Here is a 13,857-nt window from a genome sequence, read left to right as displayed (position 1 = left end):
AAAGTGCCCGTCGGGACGAGTTGATAGGTTCTTTAACAGGGTGGGAAAACGCGGCGGAGAAAAAGGCTGCTAAATCAAGGGGAAAAGTCCGCTCAACGGTATGATGGCGTCGGGATAGTCCCTAAGATCCGATCGGGTTGAGAGGGGGCCTGAACGTATACACTTATGCCCCCAATCCGATGATGTGGATCGATCCTCTCGGACTATACAAAGGGGAAGGTCAGCGGGGTTTAGGGAAGTATCATGTTTTCCATGAACATACGCTGAACCCGTCTGAATATCAGTTATCTGATGGCCAGCACTTTAAGCGGGGTAACCAATCTGTATATGAAAGAATGCAGCGAGATCCGGCGTTCAGACGTGAAATGCAAACTAAATATCCGGGGGCAGTTGAGCATGTTCAACCAAATGCCAGAGGGAATTTCAGTAGTCGTCCTCCCAAAAATATGACTTGGCATCATGAAAACACGTCAGGGAAATTAAGTTTGGTTGATTACAATGACCATAAGTCTTATCACAAAATATACCATCCTGATGGTTCTGGGGGGCGTAAAAAGTGGGGCGGTGGCAATGGATGCCGTTAACAGGAGAAATGAATGAAAACAGCCAAAGGGTTTGATGAATTATTGGTCATCTACAAAGAGTGTCCAGATGCAATGGGATTTTTTGTTGATCCAGATTTTATGAATGAAATTAACTATATCAACAGTGCAACCTACTATCTTTCTGAAACGAGAGATGAAGATTTTGATATGGATGAAATGGAAGATAAGTATAAAGGCTGGCTGGATTATCAAACATTTCGTGCCATCATCGACAATAAGCTGGAACATCATCCCAATGCAACCCGCGATGAACTGTTAGAAGCTGTGGTTTATTATCTCGAAGAAGATGATTTCTTGGATTAATAGATCAACCGGAAGATCTCCGCGATCTTCCGGCCTTATATCATGATCTACCGGGGCGCATATTACTTCACTGATCTGGACTGGTCATCAAAGGGCTTTAGCTTTAGGCGAAATTTGCGCTACGCGGGCCAATACTTTGATAAAGACAAATTTGTCGGGAACAAATTTGAATAGCGCGCAGCGCTCCCCTAAAAGGGCGAGTATCAGGATGATACGAGTAAACCGGGCTGCATTTTAATACGTTCAGGTATTACGCCCGACCCGATTGGCTTGGCAGGTGGATTGAATCTGTATACGTATGCGCCGAATCCGTTGTTATGGATCGATCCGCTGGGATTATACAAAGGGGAAGGGCAACGGGGTTTAGGGAAATATCATATGTTCCATGAACATACCCTGAACCCGTCTGAATATCAGTTATCCGATCGCCAGCATTTTAAACGGGGTAATGCATCCGTCTATAAACGCTTACAGACTGACCTAGAGTTCAGGCGTGAAATGCAGACTAAATATCCCGGGACAGTAGAGCATGTCCAGCCTAGTAGCCGTGGCCATTTCAAAGGTGATGCTCCTACGGGAATGACTTGGCATCATGAAAATGAATCAGGCAAGTTAAGCTTAGTTGATCGTAAAGATCATAATTCTTATCATAAAATCTATCACCCCGATGGTTCAGGCGGTCGAAAAAAGTGGGGTGGTGGCAATGGATGTCGTTAAGGGGGAACACTGAATGCGGACAATCAAAGGTTTTGATGGGTTGCTGTCCATCTATAAAGAGCGCCCAGAAGCATGGTATTTTTTTGTTAACGCTGATTTTATGAGTGAAATCAGCTGTATTAATAATGCAATATATTATCTTCCGGAAACGAGAGATGAAGAAGAAGACATGGATGAAATGGAAGATAAATATAAAGGTTGGCTGGAATATGCAACATTTTTAGATATTATCGACAACAAACTAGAGCATCATCCCAATGCAACCCGCGATGAATTGTTAGAAGCTGTGGTTTATTATCTCGAAAAAGATGATTTCTTGGATTAATAGATCAACCGGAAGATCTCCGCGATCTTCCGGCTTTATTCATGATCTATCGAGGTGCATAGCCACGGTAGGCCAGCGCTTCAATATGGGTTAACTAAATATCCTGTAAATTGTGTTGTGTTTTCACCATAAACATTGATTCGCCGTGTATAGCTGCTGAAAACAAGGAATGCTAAAAATATCAGTACAAAGAGAGTAGGCAGTACGCTAATTATCCAAGTTGGCATTCCAGATATTAGCAATGCTTTTTCTACCCATTTGACGCGTTGATGTTCAGCAGCTTCTTTCCGAAATAAATCCCATATAAAATCCATATTCTAGAGATAATCTCTAGATTCGATTGCAATTTAATCGAAAAAATAACATGAGTAGAAATAGTGGGTTATTTTTAATAATCAACTTTCATTTTCACACACTAATATCCAGTAGGAATAACCATATAAAAATCCCATGCGTTATTACTTTGGCTCTAATTATCTTTACATAAAATGCTATTGTCGTTTACGTGTTATATAGAATGGTAATTTTTATAATATGGGGGAATGTAATCAAATGCAACCTCTTTGAAAAGGTGAATAAGGTTCAATTATATCGATATCTACCTAATTTTTCATTTGTTTTTAATTGCTTTTCTATTAATAAAATAGGGTGCTTGAGGTGAGCTATCAGGGAAATATCCATTCCGCCATATTTGGCACGTCATTTATAAAAATAGGCGCTGCTAATACCGTGTTAATGGCAGAATTCGAGAACCGGTGTGCCTAATCCACTTTTTATATGGAGTTGGCTTGATTAATATGGGAAATAAATGTAGCATGTTAGGGTGACTTATTAAATTGTATCTTTATGTAATGATTATATTTGCTTATACCTTGGTTTCTTACTTATATAGAAATATGGGAAGTATTTCTCACTCATTTTATGTGCTCCTCATTTTTACTATTTTTTTCCTTTATTTATAAGTTATTGGAACAAAGCATCATTAATAACATATAAGACGACTTTAATCCAATGTATATCAATACAATGCATCAGGATATAACTAAATGATTATTATATGGAGTAAAAATATGAAATCGGCCATATTGAATATTATTAGTCTTTGTATTGCTCTAGCATTGATTAACTTATCATCAATTAATGTTTTGCATCATGGTGAGAATAATATCCCTGATATAGTTCTTTGCATTCTGTCTTTTTGGGGGGCGAGATATGCGCTCTTAATTTCTATTAAGATTTATTCTGGATTGCAAGGCAATGCAAAATAATTTTCTTGTCATGATAATTGTGTTTTATATCCATTAAGATCTTGTTCACTCGAAAGCTGGGATCGCCTGCTCACACCAAACGTCAGTTTGTCAAAGCGCAGCATTTACCTGTATTGGAGGTTCTGGATGAACGAAACTGGGTACCTTTCGAACGCCATTATGCTTCAACAGGCAGGACACTGTATTCTCCCCGTTCAATGATGGGGCTCCTGCTTTATGGGGTCATGAAAGGCCACTGCTCGTTCAGAGCACTTGAATACCTGGCGCGTTTAGATTTGGGGTGTATTTTTGTCAGTTATGGCGTGGCACCTGATCACGCCAGAATACCAAATATGACTTTACTCTATATCGGTTCTGTTCAAGCAAGATTAGAGGATATATTTTCAGTACCTAGCTGTCCTTCAAGCTACCGAAAGTATATTTAATTGGAAGGATCTTGTTGTAGCTTTAAACTTGTCATTTAGTTATCCCGTAGTCTCAAAACTACGACAATACGACCGATATCCCTCGAAGAAAAAGCAGGTTATGGTTTTGTCGAATTAGCCAGCAGGCTTGCTACGCAAATAGCTTACTGCCGCACGCACCATCCTCGGTCAGCCCAAGGTACAGGAGCCAGCGGTAAGCAACATTGACCTGGATTTCCTGTACCAGACGGTGTTTACTGGGCACCCCCAAATAAATAGCCCAGCAACATCATCAATCTGAAGGAACCCTGATGGGTTCCTTTCTATAGATAAAAAATTATTGGCTCAGGAATGAATTACTTCTCGTCATGTGCACTACTGTTTTCGCGACAATTACCTGCGGAGCAATGACCATATAAATAAAGACTGTGGTTTGAGAGTTTGATCCCATAACGTTCAGCGATATTCTTCTGGCGTTTTTCGATCTGTTTATCTCTGAATTCAATGACTTTACCGCAGTCCAGACAGATTAAATGGTCGTGGTGGTGCTGTTGAGTGAGTTCAAAAACCGATTTGCCACCTTCAAAATTATGACGGGTAACAATGCCGGCGTCATCAAACTGATTCAACACGCGGTAGACAGTAGCGAGGCCAATCTCTTCACCGTTATCAATCAGTTTTTTGTAGAGATCTTCCGCACTGACGTGGTGGTATTCAGGATCCTGTAACACTTCCAGTATTTTCAGTCGAGGAAGTGTAACTTTAAGCCCAGCATCTTTTAATGCCTTATTGTTGTCGGTCATGCGGATTCAGTCCTGTTACTCAGTAAAGTGAACTTAGCGATACTTCAAAAAGTACCAGTTAGTTATCAGATTATGATTATAGGCATGGCTAGTGAAAATGAAAACCACGTTAACCTTAACTATCATTACACATTTTGCCAGAATAATCATTTGTAAAACGCAGGAATAACCTTACTATTTATAATGTTTAGGTTATTTTTTTGCCATTCTTCATAATAAAAGAGCGGATATGAGCAGTGTGTTGACAAAAGCGATAGCTTTTGAACGCGACCCCATTGGGTGAGCAGAGCGAATGGCTCTTCACCTACCGCGTATTCACTATTGGTAAGAAATGGCCTGCACCAATATACGTCTATTGAGGTAAATTCCTATCCGGCAATAATTTCCGCCAGACTCATCTCTTCGTAGATCTGTTTAGTCCAGGAATTAACCCGTTCTTCGGTTAATTCTGGTTGGCGATCTTCATCAATAGCCAGCCCGATGAAATGGTTATCATCAGCCAGACCTTTTGATTCTTCAAAGTGATAACCCGCTGTTGGCCAGTGACCAACAATAATTGCTCCACGGGGTTCAATAATGTCACGGATAGTTCCCATCGCATCACAGAAATATTCCGCGTAATCTTCCTGATCGCCGCAACCGAAAAGAGCAACTAGCTTCCCGTCAAAATCGATCTCCTCCAGAGTAGGAAAGAAATCATCCCAGTCACACTGAGCTTCTCCGTAGTACCAGGTGGGGATGCCGAGCAGCAGAATATCGAACTGTTCGATATCTTCTTTACTGCTCTTGGCAATATCGTGGACTTCAGCAACATCGGAACCCAGAATTTTCTGGATTTTTTTGGCAATATTTTCTGTGTTGCCGGTATCGCTGCCAAAGAATATACCTATAATTGCCATAAAATGATATAACCTCTTGTTTTATTTGTATATTTATGTTTGGGATATACGTATAAAATGTCAAAATCAGCAGAAAAATTCTGATTGTATTAATAAAAAAACAAAATCCTATTCTGACTAAACAGCAAGGACAATTCTGTCAAATTTGTGTGATTTCGTGCCTTCAATGCTATCAAGCAGTGTTGTTACTTTCTGCTAACTGGGCCAGCAAAATCTGCTCAATGAGTTCACTGCGGCTGATATTGCGTTGCTGCGCAAGAAAGTTCAGCGCATCGACTGCGTCAGCATTTATTTTCAATTCCACACGACGCAGACCACGCACCTTATCACGGCGAAGCTGGTTACGTTTATTGATTCTGAGCTGTTCATCCCTGGAAAGTGGGTTGGTTTTTGGGCGCCCCGGTCTGCGTTCATTTGCGAACAAATCCAGAGTAGTGCGATCCATTTGTTCTTTTGCCATAAATTCAACTACTAAAGGGCGTATACCATAAAATATAGCACGCCATGATACCCCAGCTTCCCATGTATCGCTACTGCCTGATAAAGATAAAAAGCCGTGTCACTGTTTATTCGTAAAGGATGTCCATTGCGTTCCGATTTTAACGGTACTGGTATTTTTTGCGATACTCGATTGGTGTTAACCCATTCAATTTCTTAAATAACTCTCTGAAGTAGCGAGTATCTTCATAGCCAACTTCATGGCTGATTTCTTCTATGGTCTTATTCGATTTTTCTAAGCAGTATTTTGCCAGGGATAACCGAATTTGCTGGATATATTGAATCGGTGTCTGGCCGGTCGCTGTTTTAAAGCGCCGCTTCATCTGCCTTTCACACAAATGAATTTTATCTGCCAAATCGCTGACCGATAATATGTCTGATGGGGTAGAATGCATCCAATCCTGTAGTTTGTGGATTAATGTGTCTGAGTGCTGGCGGTATGGTACAAAACTTGCCAGAGTATGTGGGGGGACGCCTTTTATATTACCAAATATCAGTTGGCTACAGGCTTCTCTGGTATTTTGACCATATATCTGTTCAATAATATGCATCATCACATTATTGTATTCATAGGGGCCGGAAGTACAAAAAATATTGTTATCGCGGGTGACTTTTATTTCTGAATGTAACTGTACTTGCGGAAACATGTCCTTGAATAAGTTGGTAAATAGCCAGTGTGTGGTGGCTTTGCGGTTATTGAGTAAATTAGCTTTAGCCAGTATAAAAGAACCTGTACAAACGGAAACGATAGGAATATTTTTTTCTTCCATCATCTGGAGCCAATCTAAGGTTTCTTGAGTACAAAGATCGAAATCGCAATAAGGGGCCCCAATTGAACCCACCAAGACAATATCTGTTTGTTTTATTTCTCCTATGAGTTTATTGGGTTTTAGCCGAACACCACCCATCCCGACAGCGTCCTGATTATCCTGTGTGACAATATTGATTTCTGGATCTGGCGCTCCGGCTAAACGAGCGGCAATGGTTAAAGCTTCTATTGGGCCAGTAATAGAAGTCAGAGATCCGCCTGAAAATACTAACACGCTTAAAGAAACTGGATTCCTGTCCATAAGAATTCTCCAACTTAAAAATTAAGATGTATCAAGATATTTCATTGTCTAACATTTTAATAACTTATTGTAACAATTTAAGTAAGTTAATTACATTGAGATATTTTTTTAAACAAACAAGTAAAATAAGAAATAATTTCAGCCAAAACCTATTCCATCTTTATTAAGCGTTGGCTGAATTGTCATTTAGTTTTCGCCAACTTGTTGATGCCACAGATGCGCGTATAAGCCGCCTTGCTGGAGCAATTGGTCATGCGAGTCAAATTCGATAATTTGCCCCTGATCTAACACACAGATTTTATCCGCGTGGCGAATTGTATTGAGCCTGTGAGCAATGCTGATAACTGTTCTGCTACGGCATATTTCGTCCATATTTGCCATGATTGCCGCTTCGGATTCATAGTCCAATGCTGAGGTGGCTTCATCAAGGATCAGAATAGTTGGGTTGACCAGGAGCGCTCTTGCTAATGCGATTCTCTGTCTTTGACCACCTGAAAGATTTGCGCCTTTTTCCCCAACGGGATGCGCAAAACCGTGAGGAAGCGATTGAATAAATTTAATGGCCCCGGCTAACTCAGCGGCACGATAGACCTCTGCATCTGTTGCGTTGGGCTTACACAGCCGAATGTTATCGGTGATGCTGCCAGAAAACAGGATGCTTTCCTGGAGCACAACACTCATATTGCGGCGTAAAGAGACGGGATCAGCAATAGCTAAATCCATGCCATCAATCAAAACTTGTCCATGTTGAGGTACGTACAGCCTTTGTAGTAAACGGGTGAGAGTACTTTTACCTGAACCGGACGGTCCAGTTATACCAATAAATTGACCCGATTTTATCAATAACGATAAGTTCGCCAGAACTTCCGGCGTGTCGTCATGGTAGCGGAAGCGAATATTTTTGAATTCAATCTGGCCTTCCAGCTCAGGTACAGAAGCTAATCCCTGTTTACTGTTTTCCATTGGCTCATCAAGAATATCCCCCACACGTTTCAAGGCGATTAACGTATGCTGAAAATCTTGCCAAACCTGTGCGAGCCGGAGGATAGGTTGCGTGACGTGTCCGGCCAGCATATTGAAGGCGATCAGTTGCCCCGGAGTCAGTTCACCGCGTAAGACTTTTGTCACTCCCCACCATAGGAGGATCGCGGCGGTAAATTTCTGGACAAAATCGATTCCTTGTCCTGCGATTAAACCGCTTTTCTGTGCCGCGAAGCTTTTAGTCAACTGCTGGCTGAGAATACGTTGCCACTGATGTAAGAAACGGTTTTCAGTCGCGGTGGTTTTAATGGTTTCAATCCCGGTGACGGCTTCGGTCAGAAAGCTGGTTGCATTTGCATCGGTTTCATATTCTGCTTCTACTTTGCGGCGAATAATCGGCCCGGCGACTACCCAGAATGCGAAGTAAACAAAAAGTGAGCCAATAACAATCCAGGTTAGTATCCAGGCATAATAAAACATGATGCCAATAAACATGATGACGAAAATTAAATCCAGCAACAGCATCAGGGTAGAACCTGTCAGAAACTGGCGGATTTGAGACATTTCTCTGACTCTGGCAATAATCTGCCCTGTTTGCCGTTGCTTAAAATATTGCAGCGGTAATCCTGCCAGATGACGATACAGTCGCCCGGAGAGCTCAGAATTTATCTGGCTTGCCATGTGCCCAAATATGGTATTGCGCATAAAACTATACAAAGGCTCGGCAAGGGCGATGGCTAGCATAGCGATACCTAATATATGCAGGCTGGATAAACTTCGGCCTACCAAGACTTTGTCGATGATGTTTTCAAACAGTATCGGGCTGACCAGTGCAAATAACTGGAGAACGATGGCAAACAAAAACAGATCTCTTATCTGACTTTTCTGCCGGAAAATTGAAGGATAAAACCAACTCAAGCCGAATTTGATATGTTTCTTGGTTAATTCCTGATCTGCGATCAACAGAATTTTATAGCCACTTTCTTTATCATCAGCAGGTAAAGGGAATGACCGCGTTTGTTTAGTCGCAGGATCGAGAACGGTAATATTGTCATTATCGACTTCAATAAGTACCCACCACTGTTGTTCCCGTTCGATCAATGCCGGTAAGGGCAGCGTCGGCGTTGTATTGGCGGTTAACCGATCAATTTTACTGTGCAGCCCAATCGCGTTGGCAGCTTCACGCAGTTGTAAATCACTCAGATATAAGGAGTCAAAACCCAGGCTGTGTTGAAGTTGCTCGATAGTGGCTGACTTATGAAATTGTTTCCCCACATAGACGATGCAATTCAGCGCTTGATTATGAGTGTAGTTACTAGAATCAGTAGAAGAAGATAATAGGTTCATGATTATTTCTCCCTCAATGCTTCAGATTGATACTCTCTGATAGGGCTCAGGAGATAATCGATAACACGGCGTTGATCAGTTTTTATTTCGGCGACAATGGACATACCCGGAGTAATTTCAACCTGGGTATCGTCTATGGCAATGCTATTACGTTTAAGACTGACTTGAGCAGGAAAGACCAATCCTAGCTGTTCATCTGTGGTTGAGTCTCTGGATATGCTCAACAGTTCACCGTCGATAGTGCCATAACGCGTATATGGGAAGGCATCGACTTTAATGGTGACTTGTTGCCCCGAATAAATAAATCCGGCGTCTTTGTTTAAAATTTGCACTTCCGCCAACTGTACATTGTCATCAGGAACGATCACCATCAAGTTTTGAGCCGGTTGCAGTACCGCACCTAATGTATGGACGCTGAGTTGTTGAACTGTTCCTGTGACGGGTGAGCGAATGACTTCAAGTTGCTCCCGTACCTGAGCTTTTGCCAGCTCTTGCTCTAAAACGACCAATTGAACTTCGGCTTGTTTTCTTTTATCAAACCATTCACGCTCTTTTTGGGTTTTCAGGCTGTTTAAGCGTTCTTCCAGGCTAATATATTGCGATTGCAGAACATGAAATTCCGCATTTTGTTGGGCAATCAGGCGCTCTGTTTCCAGAAACTCTTTTTCCTGTTCAAGATACTCAACTTTACTGATCACCTGTTTTTGACTTAAGGTCTGACGTGCTTTTAAACGCTGGCTGATATTTTGCCGGAGCTTGGTGAGCGCATGAATATCGCTTTTTCGTGATTGTTGAGAAGAGAGATTCACGTTCATCTCTGCTTTCAGATTTGTTACTCCTGCTTCATATTCTCTTTTCTCACGGGAATAGTTTTCAACCACTTGTGTTTGTTGAGATGCCGGTAATGATTGAAACAGTGTCTGGGCTGTGGGTTCCTGCCCTTCGGTTAAAGCCTGATAACGAATTTTTTCGTGGGCTTGATACTCGATCTGCTTGAGTAACCGGGTGATATCCTGGTTAACACCGAGTGTGTTGAGGGTCAGAAGTGGGGCGTTTTTCTCTACCCGCAGCCCATTCTGAACATGGATAGCGGTCACCCGGCTCTGTTCGTATGCTTGAATTATCTGAGAACGGCCAGAGACAATCAGGCGACCGGTTGCGGTTGCCTGAACATCCAACTTACCCAGATAAGCCCAGAGCAAGGCGATGATCATGCCGATACTGAGTGTTATGGCGGTGTAGCGGGCGAAAGGTGACGGTGGGCGTTGTGATAACGCTAAGTGTGTCGGTAAAAAGTCATAGTGCTGTGGGCGACAGCGCAACCGTGATTTCATTCTATCCTTAAACGCTTTAATCATGGCAAGGCACCTCCTGTTTTAATTCCTGTTGTAATTGCCAGAGTTTCCGGTACTGTTTGCCGTAGTTAAGCAACTGATCGTGAGAGCCTTGTTCGATAATTTCCCCCTGATTAAGCACAATGATGCGATCACAATGACGCACGGTTGAAAGCCGGTGGGCGATAGTGATAACGGTTCTGTCCCGGGCAATTTTTGCCATATTTGCTTGAATGCGTGATTGTGATTCGTCATCAAGCGCGCTGGTTGCTTCATCAAGAATGAGGATTTTGGGGTCAGCAAGGAGAGTCCGGGCAATAGCAAGCCGCTGACGCTGACCACCAGACAAAGATTGCCCGCCTTCTGCAATGGTTGTGTCATATCCCATCGGCTGCCTGAGAATAAATTCATGAGCGCCTGCCAGTTTGGCGACTTTAATCACCGATTCCAGGCTGGCATCGGGTCTCGACTGAGCGATATTTTCATATACTGTTTTGTTAAATAAGAAATTTTCTTGCAAAACGACACCAACTTGTTGTCTGAGTGTTTCGATACCTATGTTTTGCAATGGAATACCATCTATGGTGATTGTGCCTGTTTCCGGGGAATAAAGGCGGAGTAATAAACGTGCCAGCGTGCTTTTCCCGGAACCGGAAGTACCCACAATACCAATGGTTTCTCCAGCTCTGATATTAAGGGTCAGTCCTTTGATGGTTGGCGGAATATCTGGTTGATAGCGAAAGACAATGTTATTAAACGAAACTGCACCATGCAGCGTGACCTGTTGCTGGCCAGATTGTTGCTCGGTGGGTAGATTTAACATATCGCCTAATTTATCTACGGCTACCCGGGTTTTGATAAATTGCCCCCACAACTCCACCAGCCGGGCTAACGGTTGGGAAGTGTGGTTGACCATCATATTGAAAGCGATCAACTGACCAATGGTCATTTGCAGTGATAAAACCTCTGATGCTCCTAACCAGAGAATCGCGGCATTGGTAACTTTTTGCAGTAGCATGACAATATGGTTTGAGCGATTACTCAATTGCTGTACTGCATAACTGGTCTCGACCATCTTCTCTGTCTGGCTATCCCAGCGGCGAATGAATCTCGGTTCTACAGCCAGGCTTTTAAGGGTTTCAGAACCGGAAACGGTTTCGGTCAGAAAAGAGGTATTTATCGCGGCATGAGTGAACTGTTCTTCAACCGCCTTCTCCATACGGGGAGTCAGCCACCACGCCAGAATGGCATAAAAAGGGATAGTGGCGATAAAAACCCAGGTAAGTGTGCTGGATAACAGGCTCATCACATAGATAAAAACAAACATAAACAGGACATCAACGGATAAAGTGAACATTGAACCGGTCAGAAACTCCCTGACGGTATCCAGTTCACGAACCCGCGTGACAATCGCACCCACCTGACGGGATTTAAAGAAGAGTAAAGGCAGACCGAACAGATGCTTGACCAGTTTTAATCCCAGTTTGATATCGATTCGGTTGGCGGTATGAGCGTATTGGTATTCACGTAACCCACGTAAAATCACCTCTATGATGCCTGCGATAATTAAGCCAAAGACTAATACATCAAGGGTTGATAGTGCCTGATGGATTAAGACCTTATCCATAACCACCTGAATAACTAATGGTGAAATTAGGGCAAGAATTTGCAGTACAAAAGAAAATAACAATACTTCACATAGGTTTTTCTTTTGCGCCAAAAATTCTGGAATAAACCAGCTAATGTCAAATTTATTTTGTTTTTGTTTTACTTTAATCCATTTTCCATTCCACTCTTCCATTAGTTTTTCTGTAGACCATACTTTTGGGGTTTCTTCGTTCACTTTCTGAATGAGTGAATTATCTTTGTTCGATTTGGCTAAAACAAAAGGCAGGCCATTATTATCAAACAAGATTGCGGGTAATGGTATGTCATGATATTTCTTTCTGACAGAGTGCTTATTTACAAGAGATAAGTTAAATTTTTTCTCTATATCCTTTATATAAGTATGGTAACAATTAGAGTTTTTTAAGTTATCAATATCACTGATATTGTTCTTTCCATTGCAAATCATCAGTATTAACTTTAATGATGATAGGGTTAATTTCTCAATCTCATTCATGAATAAATATCTTTAGAATTTGTATAAACAATGTTTGCATAATATATTAATAGAACCAGATTATTATGTTACCTGTTTGTTGTGTTGTAATTTAATGTCACTTAATTATCTTATATTTGTTGTCGGTAACAGTGTGGGTAAATAGGACTATATATGGGGGGTAAAGAGACTTTTTATGTGTAAAATATTGATTTTGAGTTTTTTCTCTATATTATTTTATTGATTCACTCACCTTTCAAACATTATGGATATATAAATTCAGGACACTTCTGAATTAAATTTTACTTGTTAGAAATGTTGTTTAATTTTATTGGTAAATTGTTTATTTTTGGTAAATAAAAAATATGTCTGAAAAATTCGTACAAACTATCTCTAGTGTCAATTATAACAAGGGCGTTTTTTCTCTTTATTTCGTTGGTCAGGAACAAAACCGGATGGCGAATGGAATAATGGCAGAAAATGATAATGAACTTGAATTAAAGCAAGTCATCCATATGCCTGCATCAGGATTTATGTATATGGTTTCTATGGTTAAAAATATGTTGGAAGATCCACGTATGGCGGCTGAGTTTGACAAACTGGTCGCGGCCGGGTTTTTACCTGCTCCGCAAGTCACAGAAGAACAAACAGCGTTAGAATCTATGGTGGAAGAACCTGCTAATTCTAAGAAACGCCCATCTAAAAACGCAAAATAACACCTGACGGTTAAGTAACGCATGGCGATTATACATCAACCAGCGAAACTGAATACCGCAGAAATTCAGGCAATGATCGGAGGAGTGATGCTGCTGAGTCAGTATTCTCCTCTGCATCGAAGGTACCTTGTGTCCGAGTGGCAACAGCGTATCTTGCCTGCGTTTGAACTGAATCAGTTTTGCTACTATGCAGATGAACAAGGGCGCCCAATTGCTTTTTGTAATTGGGCTTTTTTATCTGAACAAAACCGGGAAGAGATTCTTTCCGGAGAAAGAGAGATTATCCATACGGACTGGCGTTCAGGACCGTATATTTTTTTTCCCGAAATGATTGCGCCTTTTGGACATGGCCGCGAAGTTGCCAGGGATTTACGCCGCCGTGTCTTTTTGCCGTGGAAAGGCCAGAAGGCTTGTACTGTCCGTGGGAAACTTGATGTCCAAAACAATCGCTGTATTCGTCAGGTGCAGTGGTTTTTTGTTTAATTT

14 protein-coding genes and 1 pseudogene are annotated in these 13,857 nt (G+C 41.6%); 7 read left to right on the top strand and 8 right to left on the bottom strand.

Translation table 11 applies throughout. The annotated features are described in order from the left end of the window. The first annotated feature begins 179 nt into the window (after positions 1-179). The 5 genes from C5471_RS15470 (at position 180) to C5471_RS15450 (ending at position 3,643) form a co-directional block, all read left to right on the top strand. Positions 180-584: an HNH endonuclease gene (locus C5471_RS15470; RefSeq protein ID WP_242688729.1), complete on the top strand. Its 405-nt coding sequence runs from the start codon at positions 180-182 to the stop codon at positions 582-584. 12 nt (positions 585-596) lie between these two features. Next, complete coding sequence (locus C5471_RS15465; RefSeq protein ID WP_133814714.1) at positions 597-908, top strand: DUF7716 domain-containing protein; 312 nt, start codon at positions 597-599, stop codon at positions 906-908. A gap of 282 nt (positions 909-1,190) precedes the next feature. Next, positions 1,191-1,625 (top strand): HNH endonuclease, encoded by a 435-nt coding sequence (locus C5471_RS15460; protein WP_242688728.1) that lies wholly within the window; start codon positions 1,191-1,193, stop codon positions 1,623-1,625. Between the two features lie 13 nt (positions 1,626-1,638). Beyond that, on the top strand, positions 1,639-1,950 hold the full coding sequence (locus C5471_RS15455; RefSeq protein WP_133814716.1) for a DUF7716 domain-containing protein: 312 nt from the start codon (positions 1,639-1,641) through the stop codon (positions 1,948-1,950). 1,309 nt (positions 1,951-3,259) lie between these two features. Then, entirely contained in the window at positions 3,260-3,643 is a 384-nt protein-coding gene (locus tag C5471_RS15450) for a transposase (RefSeq protein WP_242688727.1), read from the top strand. 163 nt (positions 3,644-3,806) lie between these two features. Here the strand turns inward: C5471_RS15450 and C5471_RS15445 are convergent. The 8 genes and pseudogenes from C5471_RS15445 to C5471_RS15410 form a co-directional block, all read right to left on the bottom strand. After that, positions 3,807-3,915, bottom strand: a pseudogene (locus tag C5471_RS15445) (transposase); the annotation flags it as partial. A 63-nt stretch (positions 3,916-3,978) separates the two neighbouring features. Then, a complete protein-coding gene (gene fur / locus C5471_RS15440) occupies positions 3,979-4,425 on the bottom strand; it encodes a ferric iron uptake transcriptional regulator (protein ID WP_133814717.1) in 447 nt (148 codons plus the stop codon). A 368-nt stretch (positions 4,426-4,793) separates the two neighbouring features. Then, the gene (fldA, locus tag C5471_RS15435; protein ID WP_133814718.1) at positions 4,794-5,324 is read right to left on the bottom strand and encodes a flavodoxin FldA; all 531 of its coding nucleotides are present in this window, start codon (positions 5,322-5,324) and stop codon (positions 4,794-4,796) included. 172 nt (positions 5,325-5,496) lie between these two features. Further along, entirely contained in the window at positions 5,497-5,784 is a 288-nt protein-coding gene (gene ybfE, locus C5471_RS15430; RefSeq protein ID WP_133814719.1) for a LexA regulated protein, read from the bottom strand. A gap of 139 nt (positions 5,785-5,923) precedes the next feature. Further along, positions 5,924-6,892: a GlxA family transcriptional regulator gene (locus C5471_RS15425; RefSeq protein WP_133814720.1), complete on the bottom strand. Its 969-nt coding sequence runs from the start codon at positions 6,890-6,892 to the stop codon at positions 5,924-5,926. A gap of 186 nt (positions 6,893-7,078) precedes the next feature. After that, positions 7,079-9,220: a type I secretion system permease/ATPase gene (locus tag C5471_RS15420; protein WP_133814721.1), complete on the bottom strand. Its 2,142-nt coding sequence runs from the start codon at positions 9,218-9,220 to the stop codon at positions 7,079-7,081. A gap of 2 nt (positions 9,221-9,222) precedes the next feature. Next, on the bottom strand, positions 9,223-10,578 hold the full coding sequence (locus C5471_RS15415) for an HlyD family type I secretion periplasmic adaptor subunit (protein WP_133814722.1): 1,356 nt from the start codon (positions 10,576-10,578) through the stop codon (positions 9,223-9,225). Continuing rightward, positions 10,571-12,676 (bottom strand): peptidase domain-containing ABC transporter, encoded by a 2,106-nt coding sequence (locus C5471_RS15410; protein WP_133814723.1) that lies wholly within the window; start codon positions 12,674-12,676, stop codon positions 10,571-10,573. Before C5471_RS15410 ends, C5471_RS15415 begins: the two co-directional genes overlap by 8 nt. A 344-nt stretch (positions 12,677-13,020) precedes the next feature. On the opposite strand from C5471_RS15410, the gene rtxH reads away from it, so the two are divergent. Both rtxH and rtxC read left to right on the top strand, forming a co-directional pair. Continuing rightward, a complete protein-coding gene (rtxH, locus tag C5471_RS15405) occupies positions 13,021-13,371 on the top strand; it encodes a protein RtxH (RefSeq protein WP_133814724.1) in 351 nt (116 codons plus the stop codon). Between the two features lie 21 nt (positions 13,372-13,392). Beyond that, positions 13,393-13,854: an RTX toxin-activating lysine-acyltransferase RtxC gene (rtxC, locus tag C5471_RS15400; protein ID WP_133814725.1), complete on the top strand. Its 462-nt coding sequence runs from the start codon at positions 13,393-13,395 to the stop codon at positions 13,852-13,854. Positions 13,855-13,857 lie beyond the last annotated feature (3 nt).

This window comes from Photorhabdus tasmaniensis (genome assembly GCF_011189505.1).
Taxonomy (GTDB): domain Bacteria; phylum Pseudomonadota; class Gammaproteobacteria; order Enterobacterales; family Enterobacteriaceae; genus Photorhabdus; species Photorhabdus tasmaniensis.
Note: the sequence above shows the minus strand (reverse complement) of the source record. Positions and strands in the feature narration are given on the sequence as shown.